Raw genomic sequence first — 25,402 nt, forward strand, 5'->3', positions numbered from 1 at the left:
TGCCCGCCCTGGCCGGGGGGGCCGTAGCCTGGCTCCGTGGCTTCGCTCGACCGGTTCTCGCCCGTGGCCCGGGCGTGGTTCGAGGCGACGTTCGAGGCCCCCACCCCGGCCCAGGAGCAGGGCTGGGACGCCATCAGCCGGGGTGAGCACACCCTGGTGCTGGCGCCCACCGGCTCGGGCAAGACCCTGGCCGCCTTCCTGTGGGCCCTTGACCGGCTGGCCACGACGGCGGGCACCGCCGGGCGCTGCCGGGTGCTGTACATCTCCCCGCTCAAGGCCCTGACCTACGACGTTGAGCGCAACCTGCGGGCCCCGCTGGCGGGCATGGCCGTCGAAGCCGGCCGTAGGGGGCTGGCCGTGCCGGCCGTGAAGGTGGCCACCCGCACCGGTGACACACCGGCGGCCGACCGGCGCGACATCGCCCGCCACCCGCCCGACATCCTCATCACCACGCCCGAGTCGTTGTACCTCATGCTCACGTCCGCGGCCCGCGAGGTGCTGGCCGGGGTCGAGCACGTGATCGTCGACGAGATCCATTCGGTGGCCGGGACCAAGCGGGGTGCCCACCTGGCCCTGTCCCTGGAACGGCTGGAGCGCCTCGTCTCCCTGGCCGCCCACCCCGCCCCCCAGCGCATCGGCCTGTCGGCCACCCAGCGCCCCCTGGACGAGATCGCCCGCTTCCTGGGGGGCCGCGATGGCACCGGTACCCGGCGGCCGGTCACCGTGGTCGACGCCGGGGCCCGCAAGACCCTCGACCTGCGGGTCATCGTGCCCGTCGAGGACATGGCCGAGCTGGGCCGGCCCGTGGGCACAGGCGAGCTGGGCCGGCCCGTGGGCACCGGCGGAACGGGCGGAACCGGCGGTGGCGGCCACGAGGCCCTGCTGTCGGGGCCGGCGGCCGGCGACCCCGAAGTGCGCCACTCCTTCTGGCCGGCCGTTCACCCCGTGCTGTTGGAGCTGATCCGGTCCCACCGCTCGACGCTGGTCTTCGTCAACTCCCGGCGGCTGGCCGAACGGCTGGCCAACCGGCTCAACGAGCTGGCCGGAGAAGACCTCGTGCGGGCGCACCACGGGTCGGTGGCACGCGAGCAACGGCTGGAGATCGAGGACGCCCTCAAGGCGGGCAAGCTGCCGGCCCTGGTGGCCACCAGCTCCCTGGAGCTGGGCATCGACATGGGTGCCATCGACCTGGTCGTGCAGGTGGAGTCGCCCACCTCGGTGGCCAGCGGGCTCCAGCGGGTGGGCCGGGCCGGCCACCAGGTGGGCCAGGCGTCCCGGGGCCGCATCTTCCCCAAGTTCCGGGGCGACCTGGTCGAGGCGGCCGTGGTCGTCCAGCGCATGAAGGCCGGGCTCATCGAGCAGACCCGGGTGCCCCGCAACCCCGTGGACGTGCTGGCCCAGCAGATCGTGGCCATGGTGGCCATGGACGACATGACCGTCGACGAGGTGGCCGCGGTGGTGGCCGGGGCCGAACCGTTCGCCGAGTGCACCCGCCCCGTGCTCGAGGGGGTCCTCGACATGCTGGCCGGCCGCTACCCGTCGGACGAGTTCGCCGAGCTGAGGCCCCGCCTCGTATGGGACCGGGTCGAAGGCACGCTGCGGGCCCGCCGGGGGGCGCGGATGCTGGCCGTGGTCTCGGGCGGCACGATCCCCGACCGGGGCCTGTTCGGGGTGTTCACGGCGGCCGCCGCCGGGAGCGGGGGCTCGGCCCTGGGCCGCGTGGGCGAGGTCGACGAGGAGTTCGTCTACGAGAGCCGGCCCGGGGAGACGTTCGTCCTGGGGGCGACCACGTGGCGCATCGAGGACATCACCCGCGACCGGGTGGTGGTGACCCCGGCCCCGGGCGAACCCGGCAAGATGCCCTTCTGGCACGGGGACCGGGTGGGGCGGCCGGCCGAGCTGGGGCGGGCCATCGGGGCCTTCCTGGGCGAGGTGGGCACGTGGACCGACGAACGGCTGGCCGAGGAGTGCTCGCTCGACCCCCTGGCCGTGCGCAACCTGCGCTCCTACCTGGCCGACGAGGTGGCCGTCACCGGCGCCCTGCCCACCGACCGCCAGATCGTGGTGGAGCGTTTCCGGGACGAGCTCGGCGACTGGCGGGTGTGCGTGCTGTCACCGCTGGGCGGGCGCGTCCACGCCCCGTGGGCGCTGGCCGTGGAAGCCAAGGTCCGCTCCCGGTTGGGCGTCGAGGTCCAGACGATGTGGAGCGACGACGGCCTGGTGGTCCGCCTCCCGGAGGCCGACGAGGCCCCGCCGGTGGAGTCGGTCCTGCTCGACCCCGAGGAGGTCGAGGAGCTCGTGGTGGCCGAGCTGGCGGGCTCGGCCCTGTTCGCCACCCGCTTCCGGGAGAACGCCGCCCGCGCCCTGCTGCTGCCCCGGCGCCGACCGGGCTCCCGCACGCCCCTGTGGCAGCAGCGCCAGCGGGCCGCCGACCTGCTGGCCGTGGCCTCGCGCCACGGGACGTTCCCCATCCTGCTCGAGACCTACCGCGAGTGCCTGCGGGACGTGTTCGACCTGCCCGCCCTGGTCGAGCTCATGGGGTCGGTCCGCCAGCGCACCACCCGGGTCGTCTCGGTCGACACCCTGCGTCCGTCCCCCTTCGCCCAGTCGCTGGCCTTCGCCTACGTGGCTTCGTTCCTCTACGAAGGCGACGCCCCCATCGCCGAGCGCCGGGCCCAGGCCCTCACCCTCGACCGGGGCCTGCTGGCCGAGCTGCTGGGCTCGGAGGACCTGCGGGAGCTGATCTCCCCCGAAGCCCTGGCCGGGCTGGAGGCCGACCTCCAGCACATCGACGAGGACCGGTGGGCGGCCGACGCCGACGCGGCCCACGACCTGCTGCGCCGCCTCGGCGACCTCACGCCGGGCGAGCTCCGGGCCCGGTCGGTGGCCGACTTCGCACCCGCCCTGGTGGCCGAGCGGCGGGCCGCCGAGGTCCGCATCGCGGGCGAGGCCCGCCTCATCGCCGCCGAAGACGCCGGCCGCTATCGCGACGGCCTGGGCGTCCAGCCCCCGGCCGGGCTGCCCGACGCCTTCCTCGTACCCGTCGAGGACCCCCTGGGCACGCTCCTGGCCCGCTGGGCCCGGGGCCGGGGCCCGTTCGTGACGGCCGAACCGGCGGCCCGCTATGGCCTGCCGGCGGCCGCCGTCGAACCCGTCCTGCGGGAACGGGCCGACCGCGGCTTGCTCCTGCGGGGGGAGTTCCGGCCCGGCGGCACGGCCCGGGAGTGGTGCGACCCCGAAGTGCTGCGGCGGCTGCGCCAGCGCTCGCTGGCCGCCCTGCGCCGGGAGGTGGAGCCCGTCGAGGCCGAGGCCCTGGCCCGGTTCCTGCCTTCCTGGCACGGCGTCGGCAGCCAGGCGCGCGGCCTCGACCGCCTCGTCGAGGTGGTGGCCCAGCTCCAGGGGGTGGCCATCCCCGCGTCGGTGCTCGAACGCGACGTGCTGGCCTCCCGGGTGCACGACTACTCCCCCCGGTGGCTCGACGAACTGGCGGCCGCCGGCCAGGTCGTGTGGCTGGGGGCGGGACCGCTGGGGCGCGACGACGGCAAGGTGATCGTGCTGCTGCGGGACGAGGCCGCCGCCCTGCGCCCACCGCTGCCGGCCGACGAGGACCGGCCCGCGGGCCCCGAGCACGACCGGCTCCGGGCGGTCTTGGCCCGCCGCGGAGCCTGCTTCTTCGGCGACCTGCGGGGAACCGACGAGCGCCAGACCCTCGACGCCCTGTGGGACCTGGTGTGGGCCGGCGAGGTGACCAACGACTCGTTCGCCGCCCTGCGGGCGTTCACCGGCTCGGGCGGCCGGCACGGGGGTGGGAGCGGGGCCCGCGGGGCGGGGGCCCGGCGGGGGCGCCCCAACCTCGGGTCGCTCACCGTGCTCGGCCCCCCCACCGCTCAGGGCCGGTGGTCGCTGGTCGACGCCGACCTGGGCGCCTGGTCGGGGGGGTCAGCCTCCGACGGCGGGAGCGGGGTGTCGGCCACCGAGCGCAGCCGGGCGCTGGCCGCTGTCCTGCTCGAACGCCACGGCGTGCTCACCCGCGAAGCCGTCCGGGGCGAGGGCCACGCGGGCGGGTACGCGTCCGTCTACTCCGTTCTGCGGGCCTTGGAGGAGGCCGGCCGGGCCCGCCGGGGCTACTTCGTGGCCGGTCTGGGCGGTGCCCAGTTCGCCCTGCCCGGGGCCGTCGACCGCCTGCGGGAGCGCCCCCCCTCGGGGCCCCCGGCGGCCGTCGTGCTGGCGGCCACCGACCCGGCCAACCCCTTCGGCGTCGCCCTCCCCTGGCCCGCCCCCGCCACCACCGACACCGCGGTGGCCGGTCCCGGTGACGGTCCGGCGGGTGCGGGCCGGCCCGTCGCCCGCCGGGTGGCCGGCGCCTACGTCGTGCTGATGGGTGGCCGGCCGTCGCTCTACCTGGAGCGCGGGGGCCGCTCGCTGGTCGCCTTGCGGGCCTTCGACGGCTCGTGGGAGCAGGCCGCGGTCGACGCCCTGGGCACGCTGGTGGAGGGTGGCCGGGCCAAGCGCCTGGCCCTCCAGCGCTTCGACCCGGCCCTCGAACCGGCACTGCGGGCCGCCGGCTTCGTGCCCTCGCCCAAGGGCCTGGTGCGCTACGGGTGACGGCCCTTGCCTGAGGGCGACACGATCTTCCGCAGTGCCGCCACCCTCCGGCGCTGGCTGGCGGGGCGGGCCGTCACCGAGGCCACGACCACTGTCGAGGGCTTCCCGGCAGCCCGGCTGGTTGGCCAGCGGGTCGAGGCCGTCGAGGCCCAGGGCAAGCACCTGCTGGTGCGCCTGGGCTCGGGGCAGGTGCTGCACACCCACATGAAGATGACCGGTTCGTGGCACGTCTACCGTTCCGGCGAACGCTGGCGGCGACCCCGCTCCGAGGCCCGCCTGACGGTGACGTGCGGCGACCGGGTGGCCGTCTGCTTCAACGCCCCCGTCGTCGAGCTCCTGCGGCCCGGCGCCGAACGGGTACATCGCGCCCTCGCCGGCCTCGGCCCCGACATCCTGGCCGTCCCCCTCGCCGTCGACGAGATCCGCGATCGGGCGCGGGCAGGCGCCCCGGGCGTAGCGCTGGGCGAGTTGCTCCTCGACCAGACGGTCGCCGCCGGGATCGGCAACATCTGGCGCTGCGAGTCGCTGTTCGCCGAGCGCCATAACCCGTGGACGCCCCAGGCCGCCTTGGACGACGACCAGCTCTGCTCGTTGTTCACGACGGCCGCCCGCCTCATGTCGGCCCAGCTCGGGCCGTTCACCGGCCGAGGCCTGGACCGGTGGGTCTACGGCCGGGCGGGCCGCCCCTGCCCCCGGTGCCGCGCCCCGGTCCTGGCCCGCCGCCAAGGCGAGATGGCCCGGGTCGCCTACTGGTGCCCCCGGTGCCAGCCCCTCGCCCCGGCTCCACAAGGTCCGGGGGCCGCGAGGGGCCCGAAGGGTTCGTAACAGCCGCCTTGGCCGCAGGGCCTCGGTGGCCGGACCCGACCGGCCCGGGGAGGCGGCCGAGGACCGCCTCCTATACTGCCCACCCGGAGCCCGGCCACCGCAACGGGGCAGGGGCGGCTCCGCACCGAGCCCGGTTGTGACGACGAGGGAGGTCGGGATGGCTGACACGACGAAGACGCGCAAGGTCGCCGACGCCATGACCACCGACGTCCTCACGGCGTCGCCGTCGGGCACGGTGGCCGAGACCTGCAAAGCCATGCTCACCCGCCCGGGCGGCAAGGTGGGGTCGGCCATCGTGGTCGACGACGACCGGGTCATCGGCATCTTCACCGAGCGCGACGTCGTGCGGGCCTCGGCCGCAGGAGCCGACCTGAGCATCGCCAAGGTGTCCGAGTGGATGACGGCCAGCCCCGACTCGGTCAGCCCGGCCACCGACCTCAACGACGCCTACGTGTCGCTCGTCCAGCACGGCTACCGCCACTTCCCGGTCACCGAGGACGGCAAGCTGGCGGGAGTCATCTCCATGCGGGACATGTTGGGCATGGCCTTCGTCCGCCCGGTGAAGCACCCCAGCCTCATCGAAGCCCCCAAGGGCCTCGAGGGGGTGGTGGTGGCCGAGACCGAGGTGGGCGACGTGCGGGGCCAGGAGGGCTTCTACCACTACCGGCAGTACAACGCCACCGAGCTGGCCCGCAAGCGCACGCTCGAAGACGTGTGGTACCTGCTCTACAACGGGCACCTCCCCACGAAGCTGGAGCGCGGCGACTTCATGGAGGAGATCAAGGAGCTCCGCAAGATCCCCCCCAGCGTCAAGAAGCTGCTGCCCGATATCGCCCGGGCGGGCGAGACCTTCGTGCCCCTCGACGCCCTGCGCACGGCGTGCTCGACGCTGGCCTACGCCCTCGACTTCAAGTCGTGGATGGACATCGACCAGGCCACGTTGCGCCACAACGCCATGCAGACCAGCGCGGTCATGCCCACCCTCATCATGGCCCTCTACCGCCTGCAGAACGGCCTGGAGCCGATCGAGCCCAACCCCTACCTGCCCTACGCGGCCAACTACCTCTACATGCTCACCGGCAAGGTCCCCGAGCCCGAGCACGCCCGCGCCATCGAGCAGTACCTGATCCTCACCACCGACCACGGCTTCAACGCCTCCACGTTCACCGCCCGGGTCATCACCTCGACGGGTGCCGACCTGGGGGCGGCCGTAGTCGGGGCCATCGGGGCCCTGTCGGGCCCGCTCCACGGCGGGGCGCCCAGCCGCGCCCTCGACATGCTCGATGCCATCGGCACCCCCGAGAACGCCGACCCGTGGATCCGCAACGCCATCGAGAAGGGCGAGAAGATCATGGGCTTCGGCCACCGGGTCTACAAGACCGACGACCCTCGCTCCCTGCTGCTGCGGGAGGTGGCCGTACGCCTGGGCGGCGACAAGTCCGAGTTCGCCACCAAGATCGAGCGCACGGTGGTCGACATCCTGGCCGAGCTCAAGCCAGGAAGGCACCTGTACGCCAATGTCGAGTTCTACGCGGGCGTGGTGATGGACCGCGTGGGTTTGCCACCGGACCTGTTCACCCCCACGTTCACGTCGAGCCGGGTCATCGGGTGGACGGCCCACATCCTCGAGCAGGCGGCCGACAACCGTCTGATCCGGCCCAGCGCGCACTACGCCGGCCCGCCGCCGCCCGTCCCCGTCCCCGACCTCGAGGACGCGTAGCCCGCCGCCGTGGCCCTCTCTGTCGAAGAGGCCACGTCGGCCACGCCCGAGGTGGTCGCGGCCGTGCAGCGCCTGGTCGGGCAGCTCTCCTCCAGTGCCCAACCGCCCTCGGCCGAGCAGATCGCGGAGATCACCAGTTCGCCGGCCACCGTGCTGCTGGTGGCGCGCGACGGCGACGGCGACGGCGACGGCGGGTTGGTCGTCGGCATGCTCACCCTGGCCTTGTTCCGGATCCCCACCGGTGTACGAGCCTGGATCGAAGACGTCGTGACCGACCAGTCGGCCCGGGGCCGGGGGGTAGGCATGGCCCTGACCGAGGAGGCCGTCCGCCGAGCCGGCGCGGCCGGCGCCCGAACCGTCGACCTCACCTCTCGGCCGTCGCGCGAAGCCGCCAACCGCCTCTACCAGCGAGCCGGCTTCCGGCCCCGCGACACCAACGTGTGGAGGTTGGACCTCGAGGCGTAGTTCGACCGCCGGGCCCGGCCGGCGGTACGACCGCGTCGGTGCCGCGGACGGCCGGTCGATAAACGCCTTCTCCAACCTCCTTTCGAGTCGCTCTCAACGGCCGGACGCAATGGGGCTGCGTCGAGGTCGACAGCGTCCCGCAGCCGGAACACCCGGGCATCGCAGCATGTGAACTTACGAACGCGGTCCGCGGGGCCGGCGCTGACGCAGGAGCTGGTCGATAGCGGTGTCGCCCAGCCAGGTCTCAAACCCCTCGGGCGTCCAACCGCGCTGGCCAACGAGGAGGAGCCAGACGTCGGGGTGGTTCAGCGTCCAAAGGATGTCCGTGGCACGTGCCACGTCCAATCCGTCTACCAGGGCGCCAGCTTGATGGAGGGTCGTAACGATCGCGCCCTGGTTCGCGTAGAAGTCTGACTGGATGAGCGACCAGAGGTCACCGATCTCGTCATCACTGGGCGCCGCGTCTCGGATCACCCCGAGCAGAGCTCCGATCCTTCGCTTCACGCCACACGATGCAGCGGCCAGACGCCGCAGCTTGCGTTCGGGATTCGGCTCATCGAGTACTTCGAGGTACCAGGGCCTCGTTGCCACAGGCGCGTCGTCGGTGTCGCCCTTGAGGGCGAGGTCCCACACTGCACGGAGGAGCCCGGCCTTCGTCTCGAATGCGAGGTACACCGTCTTGAGCGCGACGTCGGCCTCGGCGGCGATCGCGCCCATCGTGGTCGATGGGTAGCCGTCTGCTTCGAAGAGCCGCTGCGCCGCGCTCAGGATCGCCAACCGGGTCGCCGCGGCCTGCTGTTCGCGCCTCGGCGACCGGTAGGGACGTGCACCCTTGACATCCTGCGCCATTTGACTAGCGTATCCCTTACGTCATTACAGGTCCCATGTAATGATTCGTCGGAACGAGTACCGACTCAAGGAGGAAGTGATGACGGATCAGCTGCTCAGCGGGTCGCAACGGGCGATCTGGAACGACCTGGTAGGCGAAGCTTGGGTGCGCCACGCCGACCTGCACGACCGCCAGGCCGAGCCGTTCGGCATCGCCGTCATGGACGCCCTGGGTGAAATTCGCGGCGCCAGGGTCCTCGACGTGGGCTGCGGGACGGGCGCCACCGTTTCCCATCTCATCGAGCGGGGTGCCGGCGCGGTGGTCGGTGTCGACCTCAGCGAGCCGATGCTCACCGCCGCCCGCACCTGGATCGAGGACCCGCGTGCCCATTTCGAGGTAGGCGACGTTCTCGATGCGGCGCTGGGCGGCCCGTTCGATGTCGTGTTCTCGCGCTTCGGGGTCATGTTCTTCTCCGACCCGGTGTCGGCGTTCGCACGGCTGCGTTCCTATGCGGCGCCCGATGCGCGACTCGGGTTCTGCTGTTGGGGCCCGCCCGTCGCCAACCCGGTCATGACGCTGCCGGTCATGGCGTCCGTTCCGGTGCTGGGCCCGCCCCGGTTCGCAGGCCCCGGCGAGCCGGGGCCGTTCTCCCTTCCCGAGCCCGCAGTCGTGCGGCCCATCCTGGAAGCGGCTGGCTGGACTGACGTGCGGATCACCGACCTCCAGCTCGATCCGCCGCACCCAGCGGGCGGCGCTGACACGGTTGCCGACGTCGTCATGGATTTCAACCCGCTATTGGTCGAAGGCCTTCGACGGCATCCCGAACGCCGCGCCGCCACTCGGTCGGCGATCGTCGATGCCCTCCGACCGTTCGAACGCAACGGTACGGTGCACCTCGGCGCCCGCGCGCTCATCGTCACCGCCCGTTCGTAACCCCGGGACCGCCGGCTCCGACGCACGCCGCTCCGTGAGTCCGGTCGGCGCGCAAGGCGCCGCCGAATCACGGGTCGAGATCGACCGGCCGGACCGTCCCCTATGAGGACCGCCTGACCACCGGGGCGGTCGCCACCCGCCCGGTAACGGCACTGCGGCGCGAGGTAAGCGCGCGGTCTCTCCCCTTATCGGGCGCCGCGAGCAAGGCGTCGCCGGTAGGCCGTAACCCCGACCAAGAGGCCCAATCCGGCAACGAACCAGAAGGCGGAGTAGTCGCGACCTCGCACAGCGCCCAACGACAGCTCGTAACGAACAGGCGCGCCCTGGGCGGAGCGTCCCAGGACGGCCACGGGAGTGACGCCGTCATCGACTTGCACCACGTAGAACAGCCCTGCGCTCGTCGAGATGACCGGAGCCCTTCCGACCACGTCCCCGCTCCTTGAGCCGACGGTGACATCCTCGACGCCTAGTGGCATTCGACCGAAGACGAACGCGGGCGCACGCGTGTCGTTAAAGAACAGAGGACGGTATTCGTCATTCCCCAACGAACCCCCGCCCGGCGTGCTCGCGCACATGCCCGGCTCCACATTGACTCCTGGCAGCTCGACCGATAGGCACAGGTTGGCGTCAGGCCCACTCAGGTACAGCGACCACACGCGGCCATCGGGCGCGGTGCCGGTTGTGATGACGGATATGCCGTCTCCGATGAAGCGAGAGGGTGGGATCGGCGGAGGTGGCGGGAGCTCACTCGGGTTGCCGGTGGCCGCTAGGTCGGTGGACACACTCGTCGTGTCGGAACCACGGCTCACTGTCAGCAGGGCCACGGCCGCGATGACGACGGAGCACGCCACACCGGCGGTGAGGAGGCTCCGAACTCGGTGTCTGCCTTTCTGCCAGACGGGCGGCGACGCGTTGGCCAACCTCAGGACGCTGGTCCGGGCCGCCTCGGACGCCCGGTAGGCGCGGAGGTCCAGTTCGTCGGGCCTCATCCCTGGCCTCCTCCCTCGTCGCTCACGTGCAGTCCCAGATCAGCGCCGAGCGCCTTCCGGGCCCGGTGGAGATGCGCTTTCACGGTGCCTTCCGCACACTCGAGGAGAGTTGCGATCTCCTGGATTGACCGGTCGTCGACGTAGTGGAGACCCACCACCTGCGCTTGCCTCCGAGGTAACCGTCTTACCGCCTGCCAAAAGGCCTCCGCATCGGGCGGCAGCTCGTCGGGAAGAACCCGACGGGCCGCGACCCGGCCAATGGCCTTGGCCTCGGCAATCCGCCGGCGGACGAGCGACGTCGAGCGGTTCAAACAGATCCTCCGAACCCACGCACCAGGTTCGTCGTACCGCTCGATCCTCTCCCACTGGCGGTGCGCGGCCAGAAAGGAGTCCTGTGCCAAGTCCTCCGCAGCCTCCCGGCTGCCCGAGAGGACGTACGCCAGCGCCAAGACCCGGCCATACTCGCGCCGGTAGAAGGAGTCGAACTCAGCCGGTGCCATCACGTCATGCCTTGGGTGCTGGTGCAGGATCGCCACCGTCTTCTACTCGCTCGAGCGGACCGCCAGGTTTACACGCATCCCCAAGATGTGCGGCTCTCCTGACATCGGAGTAGGTGATCGGGGGCCGCTCCTGGCGCTGAAGCACCTGTAGGACGGGAGCCGTTGACCATCCGGAGGCGGTGCAAGAGACACGCACCGGCCGCGGCCTGGCCTACGTCTGGCAACTCCCCAGAAGGCAGAAAGAGAGGCCAATCCGCCCTCGGGTCGCTGGCGACCAGCGCAGCGCGGCTGTCCGTCCTAGTGGGTGTTCAGCGATCCGTACCCGGCGGCCCAGGCTGACCTCCTCTCGTGGACGATAATCGTCCTCATGATGGTCGGGGGTTTGGCCTTGGCGGTCGGCGGCCTGCGCCGAGTGACCGGTCGGGCCACGCTTACCCGGCGGTGGCCAGGGCGGACCTGACGATGTCGTGGTGGAGATACGGGCTCACACCGGTGATGTGGACCAGGTAGCCGCGGCTGCCGCGCACGAAGGCGAACCGCGTGCGGTCGGGGCCGCCTTCGGTGGAGACGACCGAACCGCGGGCGCCGCTGCCGGCGGGGACCGCGACGGCCCGGGGCCGCTCGACGCACCACGTCGTCATGCGCAGGGCCTCGAAGTGGAGCGGGCCACGTTCGGACGAGAACTGCAACACCTGCACAGCGACCTGGCTGCCGTCCCCGACGAACACCCGCTGCGCGCCGTAGAGGAACCCGGCGTCCTCCAGCAGCACAGGCCCGACGGGGTCGTCGTATGCCCCCAGCCCCAGCAGTTCGGCCGGTACCGGTGCGAACCCGGCGACCTGCGGGAGGAAGTCCGGCAAGGCCAGTTCGGGCACGACAGCCTGGTCAGCAGTCCCGACAGTGGATGGTGGGGCCACACAGATGTGGCGGCGAGCTTCGACGGCCGCGGGCACCAAGGCGGGCGCAGCGACCATGACCGAGACCGGGAGAAGGACCAGGAACCGGGCCGGGGAAGGCCGGCATGTGCGCTCCTTCTGGCGCAGGCGCTCGGCGAGGTCGGGCGGAAGGGCCGGGATGTCTCCACGCTGACGCCACTCGGGAACAGCGTCCTCGGAGGCGCCTGGCACGGGGCCCGGCAACGGCAAGGGGTGGGCCGGGAGCGTTCGCTTCGGAGGGCGGCGAAGCCTGCTCGCCGGCCAGATCCGCCGGTCCGGGGTATCGACCACGACTATCCCGAGGCGGCGGACGTCGCCTATCACCCGCACCTCCACGGGACCGGTGGGCAGGTCGCCGTTGTCAGCTAGACGGAACGCGTGCCTCGCGGCCCCGGCCGACGACAGTACGGCCCAGGGCGATGGCACCTGGCCCGGCACCATGGCGCCGGTCAGGAGCATCGACTGCCGCGGCCCTGGGCTGGCCGCGACCCGGAGAAGCCGGCGGGGCCACCGCCAGGCCTGCACCACGAACGCGGCCCCGATCACCAGGAGCGTCGCGGCGATGAGAAAGAGCACCCGGTACTCGGGGTTCCATCCCTCCAGCGGGCGGGCCCGGCTCGGGTTCTGGGGGTCGTAGCGGACGAGCACGGTCGCACCCCGCCAGTGATCCTCCAAGTCGTCGACGGGAAGGCTGGCTTCGACGAGCCGGCCTTCCTCGGTCGCGAAGGCCACCCGTACCCGGTCGGACACCTGCCACGACGACGCACCGACGACCTCGGCCGGAGCCACCACACCGTTGCGGTCCAGCTCGGCCATGGCCTGCCACTGGGAAAGGCCCATGACCGTGACCACCAGCGCCGGGGCGATCATCAGCCCGGCGGCCGCGAAGAAGGCGTTGCACTGTAAGCGAAGGCCGGGATCGTCCCCGGTCCGGATGGGAGGCGCCGGGTGGTGGCGTACGGCGGTCACCCGACTGTTCCCCGCATCAGGAAGGCGACCTCACGCGCCCACGACTCCAATACCTCGAACGGATCGCCTTCGATCTTGCGGCAGATGCACAGGTTCGCCCGCACGGCCGTGTCCCCCACGACGAAGCTGGCCCGCAGGGGAGGCCGCCGGTCGTGGTGGTAGGCGAACATGACGCCCCCGGCCACCCCGGGCAAGGGCCGCAGGCTGCCCGCCACCCCGTGCTCGCACTCGGCCAAGAGCACGGTTCGGGCATAGGACGCGGCCGCCTCGGGGCTGGCCAAGCGGAATGCTTCGAGCCCGAATACCGTCGTCCCCGCCTCGAAGCCGACAGCTTGAGCCGCCCGCAGCCCGTTGGCGACCATGGCCTCCGTGACGGTCGACGGGAGGAGAAGCGGGGTGGACCGGCCATGGGCTTCGGGCGTGGCGTACTCGTGGTGCCCGGACATGAACGCGTCACCGAGGTCCGGCACCTGAGGTCTCGGGACGAACCCGGACACGGTCTCGAGGGCCCGGCCGGGTGTGAACGGTGCGGGGTCGGGCTCGGCGGCCGGTACCGCGCCGCAGTCACGGGCGGGGGCCGCCGCCGCCGGTGACCGCCCGGTCAGCAGATCACTGCGAACGACGACGGCGCCAAGGGCCGACCCGACGAGCGCGACCATGACGAGCCCGACCACCAGCGCCCGTCCCGTCGGTTGTCCGTTCTCCTGCGCCATCGGGGCCCGCGTCCTTCCGTCCCCGGGTACATCGGCCAGGCGGGCCCGATGCTTGACTCCAATGACGAGAGCGCGATGATCGGTACGTGGCCAGAGGCCGGATCAGGCGGGCGTGGTCCTGGTTGTGGGCCCCTACGGCCTGGCGGCCCGGCACGTCGAGGTCGTCACCACCGAACTGGGAGTGCCCGCTCTGTCATCGTCCGGTGGTCGTTGGCGGCACCACCCGGCTCGGCAGCGTGTTCACCGGTCCGATGATGGTGCCGCCCACCCGCCAGGAGCTCATCAATGCCTGTGCGGCCCACGGCCGAGCCCGCTGGCCCGAGCCGCCGCCTGGCCGACGGGCCACGGGGCACCGGCGTTCAGGTGGCCATGGCGACCCCGGAGAGGTAGTCCCGAACGAGAGCACCGACCAGCGCGGGCTTGTCGATGGGGAGTGAGTGCTCGCCGGGCAGGATGGCGAGGCGGGCTTCAGGGATCGTGCGGGCGATCTTGGCGGCGTGCTCGGCCGTCACTGTGTCATGGTCGGCGGCCACGACCAGGGTGCTGGCCCGGAGGCCTCCTAGCTCGTCGAGGTCCACCAGAGGGAACGCGGTCCACGCGGGCGCCAGCTTCTCCCATACGACGTCGAAGTGCCCCGGGCCGTCGGGGGACACGGCGGCGTACATCTCCCGTAGGAACGGGGGCAGAGCCTCGATGGGGACCCGCTCCGGAAGGGGCAGCATCTCGGCGGGGAGGCCGTCCTCGGTGAGCGCGCAGCCCATGAAGGTAAGGGTTCTCACCAGGTCGGGCCGGGTCAGGGCGACAAGCAGGGCGATGACCGCTCCGTCGCTCCAGCCGACGAGGTGCGCCGGAGCGATGGCCAGCCGATCGAGGTAAGCGACCGTGTCGGCAGCCATGTTCTGGTAGGTGATCGGGCCGGCCACGTCGGGCGTGCGGCCGTGGCCCCGCCGCTCGGGGCGGTACACCCGGTAGGAGGGCGCGAGTTGAGATGCAAGGCCGGCGAATGTGTCGATCGTGCACATCCCGCCGTGGAGGAGAACGAGCGGCTCACCGGTCCCGGAGATCTCGTGGTAGGTGCGGACGCCGTCGAGGTCGACGTAGCCCTGTTGAGCGGCTTCTTCGATGGTCATGGCTGAGAGTCGCACGCCGTAGCCGGACTGCCATGAGGAGTTCCCCTCAGGGCCCCTCGCCGCCGTCCCAGGCGCTGACCAGCTCGTGGCGCATGGCGAACATGGCGGCCTCGGCCCGCGTCGATACGCCGATCTTCAGGTAGATGCGCTCGATGTGGTTGCCGGCCGTCTTGGGTGTGATGCCGAGTTGGGCGCCGATCTGCTTGGCGGTCATCCCGCGGGCCGCAAGCTGGAGGACCTCGATCTCGCGCGGGGTCAGCCCGGCGGGCGTTGCGCGCGCCCGCCGAGCGACATGGCCGGCGGCCGCCAGGACGGCGTCAACCGCGGAAGGGTCGAGCTCGCCGTCGCGGGCGGCCCGGCGCAGCTCGCCTCCGGCCGCGTCCCGGGGCCAGGCCGATCGGTGGGGCCGGTCCTCGAGGAGAGCGTGGTACACGTCGGCGGCCGCCAGCAGCCTGCCCAGTCTTGGTACGGCACCACCGGCCACGGCCCGCGGGTAGCCCGAGCCGTCGTGGCGCTCGTGGGCGGCGGAGGCGATCGAGGCCAGTAGCGCCAGGCGCCCCGCCCGATGAACGACCCGGTCGGTGTAGTAGGCGTGCAGCCGCACCCTTTCCATCTCGCTGTCGGTCAGCGGCCCAGGCTTGTCCCAGATCGAGTTCGGGACACCGTTGCGGCCGATGTCGTGGATGAGGGCGGCCCGCCGCAGTGTCACGAGTTGCTCGTCGGGCAGCCCCAGCTCTCGTCCGGCCGAGACCGCGAGCGACGCCACGCCTCGCGAGTGACCGGTGAACCACGGCGACTTGAGGTCGGCGTAGTCGCCCATGAGCTCCAGCGCGCTGTCGAGCTCGCGGTTGGTGAGCCCCCCTCGACCACGCGGCTGGGAGGCGACGACGTGCTGCCACGACGACTCGGCGTCGACACCGGCCAGGACGTCCTCGGCCACCTCGCACCACGCGTCGGCCAGCGCGGGGCCGACGGTGGCCGCCCCCCGGCGGGCCGCCCGCCTGGTGGCCTCGGCCCCGCCACTGCGGTCGTGCACCTCGACCAGGGTGGCCAGGTTGGCGATCCGGACCGGCAGGCGCACCTGGTCACCGCGCAGCTTGTCCGGGATGCCCTTGCCGTCCCATTGCTCGAAGGTCTGCAGAAGCGAATCGACCACCGCCTCACCGAGATCGAGCCGGCGAGCCATCTCTGCGCTCACCCGGCAGTGAGCGAGCAGAGCCGATGTCAGCGTGGAGCCCCCCGAGCTGAGCAGTTGGAAACGGGCCCTGGCCCGGCGTAGGACGCCGCCATCGCCCCCGGCTCGCCCCATCGCGAACCGTAGGAAGGCGAGGTTCGTGAGGGTGTCGTAGACGCCCGCCCGAAAGGAGATGTCGTCACCGAAGAGGCTCGACAGTTCGAACGACGAGCCGGTACAGCCCGCGGCCACGAACAGCGTTGCCCAGTATGCGGCGTCACGGTCCTCCTGGGGGGTATCGATCCGGTCGGCGAGCCGGACCGCTATCACACAGGAGCGCAGGACGTGCTCCAGCGGCTGTCCCAGACCGAGGTCGCTGGCGATGGCGATCGACCCGACGACCTCGGACAGGTGCACGCCCGAGGAGGCGTCGTCCCGAGCGGAACCGCTGGCCCCCATCGGCCCCAGCATTCCAGGCGCCGGGCCCCAGTGGAGGCCGGTGGCACGGTGCACGCCCCAGGCCGGGCCCGGACCGGGACTTCTTCGGTCGCCAGGCCCGGCCGGGGCCGGCCGGTTAGCTGCCGGGCTCGGCGAGGAAGTCGAGGACCAGCGTGCTGACGAGGTCGGGCGCGGTGTCGATGGCGACATGCTGCTGGCCGGCGAGGACCTCGACTCGGGCGTCGGGCAGGGCCGCGGCGACGGCCTCGGTGGACGACTGCAGGAACGGGGGGCTGTCGCTGCCCAGGAGCATGAGGGTCGGCACGGCCAGCGCCGTGAACCGGTCGGGGTCGAACTGGTATGCGGCCGACGCCCGTTCCTCTCGCAGGAGGGTGTGGGCCGCGGCCACCCGTCCCTGCCAGGCGGGCAGGCGCCGGGCCCGGTCGAGCTCGTGCTCGGGCATACGCACCACGTCCCGGAAGAACGTGGCCAACAGTTCGTCGCGCTCGCCCGCGGCCAGCAGGGCCTCCATGCGTTCGACGACATCGGGAGGGGCGGCGCCGTCGTCGAACAGGACGGGCGGTTCGTAGAGCACCAGCTTGCGGACGTTGGGGGCCCGCAAGGTGGCCTCCAGCGAGCACAGGGCCCCGTAAGAGTGCCCGAACAGGTCGACCGGGGCCCCCGATTGGCCGGCCAGCGCATCGATCACGGCCGCCACATCGTCGTACTCCCGCTCGATGTCGTAGTCCTCGGCGTCCCCGCTGGCCCCCCGGCCCCGCCGGTCGACGGCACACACCAGGGCGTCGACCCCCAGCCGTTCGGTCACGGGAGCCCAGCGCGTGTGGTCGGCCGTCGTCCCGTGCACGAGCACGAGGGGCCGGCCCCGGCCCGTGGCCCACCATGCGATCTCCACCCCGTCGGGTGCGGTCGTCGAACCCTGCACCTGCCCCACCTCCTGCACCGGCATGCTCATCTTCGCGGCCTCCTCCTGCTCGGTTGTGGGCCCAGTCTGGGGGCACCACCTCACGCGGACCTTGCGGGACCTACGCTGGCCCGGTGGCGCCGCGGGTCCGGGTCATCGGCCCCCTCGCCGTGGAGGAGGGCGACGCCCGGCTGGAAGGGCCGGGCCTGGGAGGGGCCCGGGAGCGGCGCCTGCTGGCCGTCCTGGCCATGGCCGGAGGCGAGGCCCTACCCAAAGACGTGCTGGCCGAGCGCCTGTGGGACCGCCCTCCCGTACGCCACGCGGCCGCCGTAGAAACGGCCGTCAGCCTCCTGCGCCGGGCCGTCAGGCCCTGGGGTCTGGACATCGAGACCCGCCACGGCGGCTACCGGCTGGCGTGCTCGTCGGACTGGCAGGAGCTGCACGGGGCCATGGCCGCCGGCCGCTGGGACGAGGCCCTCGCCTTGGCCGCCGGGGAGTTGCTGGCCGGTGAACCGGCGACCGAGTGGGTCGTACGCCAGAGGAGCGAGCTGGCCCGCGCCCGGCTGGATGTCACCGTCAAGGCCGCCGGTACGGCCGCTGCCCGGGGCGACGACGAGGCCGCCGCCTTGCGGTTCGCAGCGGCGGTACGCGAGGCCCCCCTGCGAGAGGACGCCCACCGCGGCCTGATGGCCGCCCTGGCCCACCTGGGCCGGCCGGCCGAGGCCCTCCGGGCCTACGAGCACTGCCGCCGGGCCCTGCGCGAGGAGTTGGGGACGGCCCCTGCGCCCGAGACCGACGCCCTCTACGAACAGGTCCTGGCCGGCCGGCCCCCCACTCGGCCATCCTCGTCCCCGCCCGCGGGCCGGCCGGGGCCACCCCGCGGCGAGGTCGACGCGCCCCTGCTCGGTCGCCGGGCCCAGCTCGGACGGCTGGCCGCCGCCATAGGGGCCGCTGCCGCCGGCCGTGGGCCGCGGGTGGTGCTGGTGGCGGGCGAACCGGGGATCGGCAAGAGCCGGCTCGTGGACGAGGCGGTGGCCCGCGCTCCCGTCCCTGAGGTGCGGCGGGCGGCCTGCTTCCGCTTGCTGGCCGGCGTCCCCTACGGGGCGCTGCGCGACCTCGCCCCAGAACTGGCCCCGGACCTGGACGCCGGGCCGGCCCCGGGGGTCGCCCCGGCCGCGGTCGCCGGCCGGCTGGCGGCGCGGTGGTTGGAGGCCCTGGCGGGCCGCCCGGTGGTCGTGGTGGTGGACGACCTCGGATGGGCCGATCCCCCGAGCCTCACTGCGCTGGGGCTCGTCCTGCGGGCCCGTCCGAGCAAGCTGGCCCTGCTGGCCACGGGCCGCGAGGCCGACCTGGCGGGCGAAGGGGCCCCCACCCAGTTCCTCGAACTGGCCTCCGGCCTCGGGGCCCTCGAACGGCTCGACCTGGGGCCGCTGGGCGCCGACGAGGTGATGGCCGGCGGCTACGCGTTCGAGCTCTGGGAACGTTCGGGCGGGCACCCCCTGCTGCTGCGCGAGCTGCTGGCCGGCGCCCAGGACTCCGACCTGGCCGCGGGTGTGCTCGGCCGGGCCCGGACGGCCGGGGCCGACGCCGTGGAGCTGGTGCGGGCGGCCGCTGTCGTGGGCCGGCCGGTCCCCCTGGGCTCGTTGGCCACCCTGGCCCGCATCACGGGCGCCGGAGCCCGGCGCGCCGCTGGCGCGCTGGCCGACGCCGGGCTCATGGCCGAAGCCCGCGGGACGTGGCGGGTGCGCCACGACGTGTTCGCCGACCTGGTCCTGGGGGAGCTCGACCCGCCGGCCAGGCGGGACTGGCACAGCCGGGCCGTCGAGTGGCTGCTCACCTCCGAGGCCGGGCCCGAGGAGGTGGCCCACCACGCACTTGCCGCCGGGGACTGGCCCAGGGCGCTGGCCGCCAGCCTGGACGCCGGCGAGCGGGCGGCGGCGGCCTACTCCAACCGGGAGGCGGCCGGCCACTACGGACGGGCCCTGGCCGTCCTCGACGAGCAGCCGGGGGCCACCCCGGACAGGCCCGCGGTCCGCCACCGGGCGGCCGTGGGCCGGGCACGGGCACTCCTCGTGTTGGGCGAGACCGAGCAGGCGGCCGCCACCGTCGCCTCCCTGCCCGCCGGGCAGGGCCCGGCCGAGGTGGAGCGCCTGCTGGTCGAGGCCGACTGCCACTGGGCGGCGTGGAAGCCGTCCCTGGCCCTCGCCCCGGCCCGCGCCGCCCTCGACCTGGCGACGTCGCTGGGCGACGACGACCTGGCGGGCCGGGCCCACGCCTTCATCGCCAACCCCTACGGCAGCCTGGGCGAGCTCGCCCTGGCGTCCGAGCACGTCGCCGCCGCCCTGGCCGTGGCCGAGCGCCGGGGCGTCGCGCCGCCCGCCCTGGTCGTCTACCGCCTGGCCCTGGTCCGCCACCAGCGGGGCGAGGAGCCCGGCGCCCTGGAGGCCCTCGATTGGTGCCGGGCGCTGGCCACCGACCAGCACGACGAGCGCGCCCTGGTGTTCGAGCGGGTGGTCAGGGCGTGGGCGCTGGGCGCCCTGGGCCGCTACGGCGAGGCCCTGGCCGCCCTCGACGACGTGGGTTCGGTGGGGCGGGGCGAGGAGGCAGTGGTGCGGGCCCGGGTGCCCAATACCCGGGCTTCGCTCCTGTTCGACCTCGGTTTGGTGGAGATGGCTCTCGACGCCGACGAGGAGAGCCTGGAGATCGCTTGTGACCAGGGTGGCCCGGCGGCCCTCGAGCCCCGAGTCCACACCCTTCTCAACCTGGCGGCCGACCACCTGCGTCTCGGGGACCCGGGCCGGGCCGCCACCCGGCTGGCCGAGGCCGAGGCCTTGGTGCCCGAAGCCGAGTACGCCCGGTTCCGCTACCTCAACCGCCTCCACTGGGCCCGCGGCCTGCTCGCCCTGGCCGGCGACGACATTGAGACCGCCCTGGCCGCAGCCGCCGAGACGGCGACGATGGCCGACCGCTACGGGGCGCCCAAGTACCGAGCCAGGGCGCACCTGCTGAGGGGCGAGGCCCTGGCCCGGCTGCCGGCCGGCGCCCGGGCGGGCGCCGAAGCCCGGTCCGAGCTGAGGGCCGGCATCCGCGTGGCCGAGGGCCACGGCTTCGCGGCCTTGGCCGAGCACGGCCACCGCCTGGCCGCGGCGGCCACGGCCAGCGCCCACCACGAGCGGCGGGCCAGCCAGTGGAGGGCACGGATGGTGGCCTCGGTCGACGGCCCCCTACGGGACCGCCTCCACTGACGGCGCCCACTCGGCACGAGCCATGGCCCCGGTTTCCCGGCCCACCACCAGTCCACGCCAGCTCAGGGCTGGTGGGCACGCACGGTTGCCCGGCGATCGCGACGGCCGTGAGGTTGGCGCAAGGGGCCGGGGTTAGGGTCGCCGAGTGGAGCCATCGCCCGGGGAGCAGCCGTTCGCCGACTTCGACGCCTTCGAGGCGTCGACATGGGAACGCCAGGCGGCCGGCTACGACGGGTTCTTCCCGGCCATGACGGCCCAGGCGGCCGGGCCGTTGCTCGACGCGGCCGCCGTCGGGCCCGGGGCCCGGCTGCTCGACCTGGCCACGGGGCCGGGGGTCGTGGCCAGGGCGGCGGTCGCCCGGGGTGCGCACGTCGTCGGGCTCGACGTCGCCGAGGCCATGCTGGCCATCGCCCGCGTCCGGTGCCCTCCACTCGGCCTGTGCCGGGCCGACGGGCACCACCTTCCGTTCGCCGCCGGGTCGTTCGACGCCGTGACTGCCAACTTCGCCGTCCTGCACATGGGCCGGCCCGACGACGCGGCCGCCGAGGCCGCGTGGGCCCTCGTGCCCGGCGGCACCCTGGCCGTGACGGTGTGGGGCCACCCCGAGGAGGTGGCCATCTTCGATGCCTTCCAGCGAGCGCTGGCCGCCTGCGAGGCGCCGCCCACCGCGGGAGTACCCGAGGGCCCGCCCTTCTTCCGCTACTCCGACGAGGCGGCCCTGACCGGCCTGCTGGAAGGGGCCGGCCTGGCCGAGGTGTCGGTGACGACTCTCGCCTTCACGCACGAGGCGGCCGACGCCGAGCAGGTCTGGCAGGCGCTGGTGCACGGGACGGTCCGCACCGCCGCCCTGGTCGCCAGCCAGGGCGACCGGCTCCGCCAGGCGGTCCACGACGCCTTCGTGTCCGAGTTGGAGGCCCACCGCCGGGGCGGCCGGCTCGCGCTGGCGGCCGCCGTCAGGATGGGGACGGGTCGGGCTCAGGGCCGTCCGGTGGAGGGCTGAGGCCGCCGGCCGGCGCGCCGACCCCCAGTCCCAGCAGGTCGCAGGTGGCGTCGGCCGCCACCGCGAAGGGGCGCAGGACCACGTCGGCCCCCAGTTCGGCGTAGCGCTGGGCGTCGTGCTCGTTGAGGGCCGTCAGGGCCACCCGGCCCTGGTAGCCGTGGTGGCGGAGCCCGTGCAGCAGGGCGAGCGAAGCGGGCGCCGACGGGATCGTGCTCACCACCCACGCGGCCGAGGCCAGCGGGAGGGTCTCGAGGAAGTCGAGGTCCTCGGCGTCGCCGAAGACGACCCCACCCTCGGTGGTGCCGTCGCCGGTGCCCCCTTTGGTGGCTGACGGGCCCTGGTCCGATACCACCCGGGGGTCGAAGTCGACGGCCAGCACCCGCTGGCCGGCCCGGCGCAGGGCGGCCACGACGTGCGAGCCGTAGCGCCCCAGCCCGTAGACGATCACGTCGTAGCCGCCGCCCACGTCCTCGGGCAAGGGCCGGGTGGTGCGAGCCTCGAACCGGCGCAGTACGGGCGCCAGCCGGTCGAAGAGCTGGTGGGAGTACAGGATCATGTAAGTCGACAGGCCGATGGTCACCAGGCCCACCACGGTGATCAGGGCCACCGTCGAGTCGTCGATGTGGCCCAGGGCCAACCCCAGGGTGGCCAGGATCAGGGAGAACTCGCTGATCTGGGCCACCGTCAGCCCGGCCAGGAACGACACCCGCGCCGGGTAGCGCATGGCCCCCATGATCACGAGCACGATCAGCGGGTTGCCCACCAGCACGAACAACGACAGGACGGCCGCGTTGCCGAGCTGGGTGGCGGCGTCGCTGAACTCCAGCCGGGCACCGAGATCGAGGAAGAAGAACAGCAGCAGGAAGTCCCGCAGCCCCACCAAGCGCGCCCCGGCGGCGTCGCGGTAGGGGGTCGAGGCCACCGCCACCCCGGCCAGGAAGGCCCCCACCTCCACGCTGAACCCCAGGTGCTCGCTGACGGCCGCCAGGGCGGTGGCCCATGCCACCGCGAACAAGCTGAGCAGCTCCTGGGAACGGGCCGCCCAGTTGAGGGCGGGTGGCAGCAGGTAGCGGGCGAACACGAACAGGCCACCGAGGAACGCCCCGCCCTTGGCCAGGACGAGGGCCACCTCCGACGCCAGGCTCTCGCCCGGGCCACCCCCGAAGGCGCTGAGCACGATCATTACCAGGACGACGACGATGTCCTGCACGACCAGGAAGCCCACGGCGATGCGGCCGTGGAGCTGGTCGAGCTCGCGCTTGTCCGACAGGAGCTTGACGATGATGATCGTCGACGAGAAGGTGAGGGCCACCGCCACGTAGAGGGCAGTGGTGGCGCTCATGCCCAGGCCGAGGGCGATGAGAAAGCCGATGCCGGAGGTGAAGGCCACCTGGCCCAGGCCGGTGGCCAGGGCCACGGGGCCGGTGGTGCGGATGAGGTGGACGTCGAGCTTCAGGCCCACCAGGAAGAGCAACAAGGCGATCCCCAGCCGGGCCAGCAGCTCCAGCTCGTCTCCCCCGCTCACCCAGCCCAGGCCGGCAGGGCCGGCCAGTACCCCTACGGCGATGAGAGCGACGATCAGGGGCTGGCGCAGGCGGTTGGCGACCAAGCCGGCCACGGCCGCCAGGCCCATGATCAGGGCGAAGGTCGTGAACTCGTCGTGCACCACGGCCGGCCAGTCTCGCGGGCCCGCCCCTCAAGCCGAGGCGCCGGCGCGCCGATACCTCCGGTTGGCCCGATCAGCCACAGACAACGGAGGGCACGCCGGTGATCGACATCGACCTGCTGGACCGCCAACTCGAAGAGGCGCTCACCGAGGAGGTCCGGCTCCTCCGCGGCTCGTCGTCGGCGTGGACGACATCCGGGACGGCCCAGCCGGGCGGTACGGCCTGGGCCGGGGCCCCAACGGGCCCGGCCCACCCCGCAGCCGACCAGGCCCCCTGGGTGTTGGACGACACGGCCTGGGCCGCGGACCGCGCCGCCCCGGCCAGCGTCGCCCCGGCCAGCTCCCCCCAGGCCAGCCCCCCATCGCCCCCGAGTGCCCCAGGCCACACCGCGTCCCACCGCACCGCCGCTGACCGGACGGCCCCGGGCGGCACGGCGCCCCCCAGGCCATCGGGGGACGGACGCCGGCCGGCGCCCGCCTCCCCCGGCCGGGACCGGGCCGGTGGCCGCCGGGACCAGCGCCCGTCCACGCCCTCACCCGCGCCCGGCACGGCGTCGGGTTCGCCCCGGGACCGGCTACGGCTGGCCGCGGCGGTCCTGGCGGGCGCCGGGGACGACACCGAACCCCAGATCACCGAGCTGGCCCGGCGCATCCCCGCCGTGCTGGCCACGGGCGACATGGCCGAGGTGGACCGCCTGCTGGCGGCCCACGCCGCCCTCGCCCGGGACGAGGGCCGGGCCGCCGACCGGGCCGACGCCGCCGCCTGGGCCACCATGCGAGCCCTCATGGCCGGGCGGCCCGTCACGCTGGCTGCACCCTGGTCAGGGGGTGCCGAGGCCGAGCGGGCGTGGGCGCAGAGGTTCTGGGCGGCCATCGAGTACGGGACGGCCAGCGAGCGCGAGGAGCTGCTCGACCACTGCCGGGAGCGGGCCTACCGCCACGGCGACCAGGCCTGGAGGGCGTGGCTGGCCCTGCTGCTGGCCCGCCTCGGGCGCCTTGACGAGGCCGGCCGGGAGCTGGCGGGCACGCTTGGGGCCCACGGCCTGCGCCTCGACGCGGTCGCCGCCCTGGCCGAGGTGGCCTTCTTGACCGGGGCACGCGACCAGGCGGCCGCCCTGGGGCACTCCCTGTCGGCCACCGCCGCCCAACTGGTGGTCGTCGGCCCGGGCTGGGCGTGCGCCGGGGCCGTCGAGCGGGCCCGGGCCCACGTGGCCGTGGCCCGGGGCCGGGCCGCGGAGGCCGACCGTCACTTCGCCCAAGCCGTCGAGGTCCACCGCCGGACCGGGGCCCTCCCCCTGCTGGCCCGGACATTGGACGAGTGGGCGGCCGCGCTGGAGGGCCGCGACGAGGCCCGCGCCCGGAACTGCCGGGAGGAGGCGGCCACGGTACGGGCCGGTCAGCCCTCGTAGACCGAAGCCCTCCACGTGCCGGTGAGGGGGATCAGCGACAGGATGGTCGAGGCCGCCAGCAGCCAGTCCAGCACCTCGCCGTGGCTGACCCAAGGAGGCACGGCCACGACGAGGCCCTTCTTCGAGTAGTCCTGGAGCACGACCCACTTGTCGGGCACGGGCCGGCCCCGGTCGGCCAGGCGGGCCTTGGCCCCGGCGCCGGTCGGGTGGAGGATGCCGATCGTGGGGGGTTCGGGGCGGGAGCGGCCGGGGTCGCCAGGTGTCCACGTGGCCAACGGCACGTCCGGGCCCCGGGCCGAGAAGATGGAGAACATCCCGCTGCGGGGCGGGGGCACGTCCTCCACGTGGACAGCCGGCTCGAAGTTGACCCAGCCCTGGCCGGCGGCCGCGATGGCCGCCATGCGAGCCAGCACGGCGTCGGGCCGCCCCTGTTCGAACTCGACGTAATCGGGCTCGCCTGCCCTTGACATCAGCCCGCGGGCGGCGGCTGGTAGCCGACAGGGCCGATCCGGCCCAGCATCCAGGCGGCCACCGAGTCGACCCGCACCCGTACGAACCCGCCCCGGGTGGGTACGCCGCGCCCGTCCCCGCCCACGACGTGGGCGTCACGCAGGTGAAGGAACGACGGCAGGAGCGGGTCGTCGTCGAGCTCTCCGGCGGCCAGCCGTTCGGACTCCGACGGGTAGACCTGGGCGCCCACCATCCTGATCACGTCGCCGAAGCCGCTCGACGAGCCGGTGTCGTCGAGGGAGCGGGCCAGGCCCTCGAACCACGCCCGTGCCCCGACCAGTTGGCCGGTGACCCAGGCGCCGCCGACGACCATCGACAGGCCCAGTTCGGTGATCGTCCCCTGGTTGGCCAGGTTGGCGAACGAGGCCAGCATCAGGTCCCGGTAGGGGTCCTCCTGGGGGTTCGGCACGGGCCCCACCCTAAAC

Annotated in this window: 18 protein-coding genes; 8 read left to right on the top strand and 10 right to left on the bottom strand. The window is 73.6% G+C overall.

Going from position 1 to position 25,402, the window contains the following annotated elements; genetic code table 11:
- Positions 1-36: 36 nt before the first annotated feature.
- The 4 genes from AB1673_12370 to AB1673_12385 all read left to right on the top strand — a co-directional run bounded on the left by AB1673_12370 (position 37) and on the right by AB1673_12385 (position 7,615).
- Positions 37-4,605 (top strand): DEAD/DEAH box helicase, encoded by a 4,569-nt coding sequence (locus AB1673_12370; protein MEW6154770.1) that lies wholly within the window; start codon positions 37-39, stop codon positions 4,603-4,605.
- A gap of 6 nt (positions 4,606-4,611) precedes the next feature.
- Complete coding sequence (locus AB1673_12375; GenBank protein MEW6154771.1) at positions 4,612-5,430, top strand: DNA-formamidopyrimidine glycosylase family protein; 819 nt, start codon at positions 4,612-4,614, stop codon at positions 5,428-5,430.
- Positions 5,431-5,587: 157 nt separating this feature from the next.
- A complete protein-coding gene (locus AB1673_12380) occupies positions 5,588-7,150 on the top strand; it encodes a citrate synthase (protein MEW6154772.1) in 1,563 nt (520 codons plus the stop codon).
- Between the two features lie 9 nt (positions 7,151-7,159).
- Complete coding sequence (locus AB1673_12385) at positions 7,160-7,615, top strand: GNAT family N-acetyltransferase (GenBank protein MEW6154773.1); 456 nt, start codon at positions 7,160-7,162, stop codon at positions 7,613-7,615.
- Positions 7,616-7,789: 174 nt separating this feature from the next.
- Here AB1673_12385 and AB1673_12390 read toward each other — a convergent pair whose 3' ends face one another.
- Positions 7,790-8,464, bottom strand: coding sequence for a helix-turn-helix domain-containing protein (locus AB1673_12390; GenBank protein ID MEW6154774.1), 675 nt, complete (start codon positions 8,462-8,464; stop codon positions 7,790-7,792).
- A 79-nt stretch (positions 8,465-8,543) separates the two neighbouring features.
- Here AB1673_12390 and AB1673_12395 point away from each other — a divergent pair, with 79 nt between their 5' ends.
- Positions 8,544-9,377, top strand: coding sequence for a class I SAM-dependent methyltransferase (locus AB1673_12395; GenBank protein MEW6154775.1), 834 nt, complete (start codon positions 8,544-8,546; stop codon positions 9,375-9,377).
- A gap of 985 nt (positions 9,378-10,362) precedes the next feature.
- Here AB1673_12395 and AB1673_12400 read toward each other — a convergent pair.
- The 6 genes from AB1673_12400 to AB1673_12425 form a co-directional block, all read right to left on the bottom strand.
- Positions 10,363-10,902, bottom strand: a complete 540-nt coding sequence (locus AB1673_12400) for a SigE family RNA polymerase sigma factor (protein ID MEW6154776.1) — start codon at positions 10,900-10,902, stop codon at positions 10,363-10,365.
- A 395-nt stretch (positions 10,903-11,297) separates the two neighbouring features.
- Positions 11,298-12,770 carry a DUF3592 domain-containing protein gene (locus AB1673_12405; protein ID MEW6154777.1) on the bottom strand — a complete coding sequence of 491 codons (1,473 nt, stop codon included), beginning with the start codon at positions 12,768-12,770 and terminating at the stop codon, positions 11,298-11,300.
- Positions 12,767-13,483 (bottom strand): hypothetical protein, encoded by a 717-nt coding sequence (locus AB1673_12410; protein MEW6154778.1) that lies wholly within the window; start codon positions 13,481-13,483, stop codon positions 12,767-12,769. The genes AB1673_12405 and AB1673_12410 overlap by 4 nt, the downstream gene beginning before the upstream one ends.
- 359 nt (positions 13,484-13,842) lie before the next feature.
- Complete coding sequence (locus AB1673_12415; GenBank protein MEW6154779.1) at positions 13,843-14,613, bottom strand: alpha/beta hydrolase; 771 nt, start codon at positions 14,611-14,613, stop codon at positions 13,843-13,845.
- Positions 14,614-14,659: 46 nt separating this feature from the next.
- Positions 14,660-16,246 carry an HD domain-containing phosphohydrolase gene (locus AB1673_12420; protein MEW6154780.1) on the bottom strand — a complete coding sequence of 529 codons (1,587 nt, stop codon included), beginning with the start codon at positions 16,244-16,246 and terminating at the stop codon, positions 14,660-14,662.
- A gap of 115 nt (positions 16,247-16,361) precedes the next feature.
- On the bottom strand, positions 16,362-17,198 hold the full coding sequence (locus AB1673_12425; GenBank protein ID MEW6154781.1) for an alpha/beta hydrolase: 837 nt from the start codon (positions 17,196-17,198) through the stop codon (positions 16,362-16,364).
- A gap of 83 nt (positions 17,199-17,281) precedes the next feature.
- On the opposite strand from AB1673_12425, the gene AB1673_12430 reads away from it, so the two are divergent.
- The gene (locus AB1673_12430) at positions 17,282-20,392 is read left to right on the top strand and encodes a BTAD domain-containing putative transcriptional regulator (GenBank protein MEW6154782.1); all 3,111 of its coding nucleotides are present in this window, start codon (positions 17,282-17,284) and stop codon (positions 20,390-20,392) included.
- Positions 20,393-20,537: 145 nt separating this feature from the next.
- Positions 20,538-21,392 (top strand): methyltransferase domain-containing protein, encoded by an 855-nt coding sequence (locus AB1673_12435; protein ID MEW6154783.1) that lies wholly within the window; start codon positions 20,538-20,540, stop codon positions 21,390-21,392.
- Here AB1673_12435 and AB1673_12440 read toward each other — a convergent pair.
- On the bottom strand, positions 21,346-23,025 hold the full coding sequence (locus AB1673_12440) for a cation:proton antiporter (GenBank protein ID MEW6154784.1): 1,680 nt from the start codon (positions 23,023-23,025) through the stop codon (positions 21,346-21,348). The genes AB1673_12435 and AB1673_12440 overlap by 47 nt on opposite strands.
- Before the next feature lie 134 nt (positions 23,026-23,159).
- On the opposite strand from AB1673_12440, the gene AB1673_12445 reads away from it, so the two are divergent.
- Positions 23,160-24,467, top strand: a complete 1,308-nt coding sequence (locus tag AB1673_12445) for a hypothetical protein (GenBank protein ID MEW6154785.1) — start codon at positions 23,160-23,162, stop codon at positions 24,465-24,467.
- Here the strand turns inward: AB1673_12445 and AB1673_12450 are convergent.
- Both AB1673_12450 and AB1673_12455 read right to left on the bottom strand, forming a co-directional pair.
- A complete protein-coding gene (locus AB1673_12450; protein ID MEW6154786.1) occupies positions 24,455-24,937 on the bottom strand; it encodes a hypothetical protein in 483 nt (160 codons plus the stop codon). The genes AB1673_12445 and AB1673_12450 overlap by 13 nt on opposite strands.
- Entirely contained in the window at positions 24,937-25,386 is a 450-nt protein-coding gene (locus tag AB1673_12455; GenBank protein MEW6154787.1) for a hypothetical protein, read from the bottom strand. Before AB1673_12455 ends, AB1673_12450 begins: the two co-directional genes overlap by 1 nt.
- Between the last annotated feature and the right edge of the window lie 16 nt (positions 25,387-25,402).

The organism is Actinomycetota bacterium, from assembly GCA_040754375.1.
In the GTDB taxonomy this organism is placed as follows: domain Bacteria; phylum Actinomycetota; class Acidimicrobiia; order Acidimicrobiales; family AC-14; genus JBFMCT01.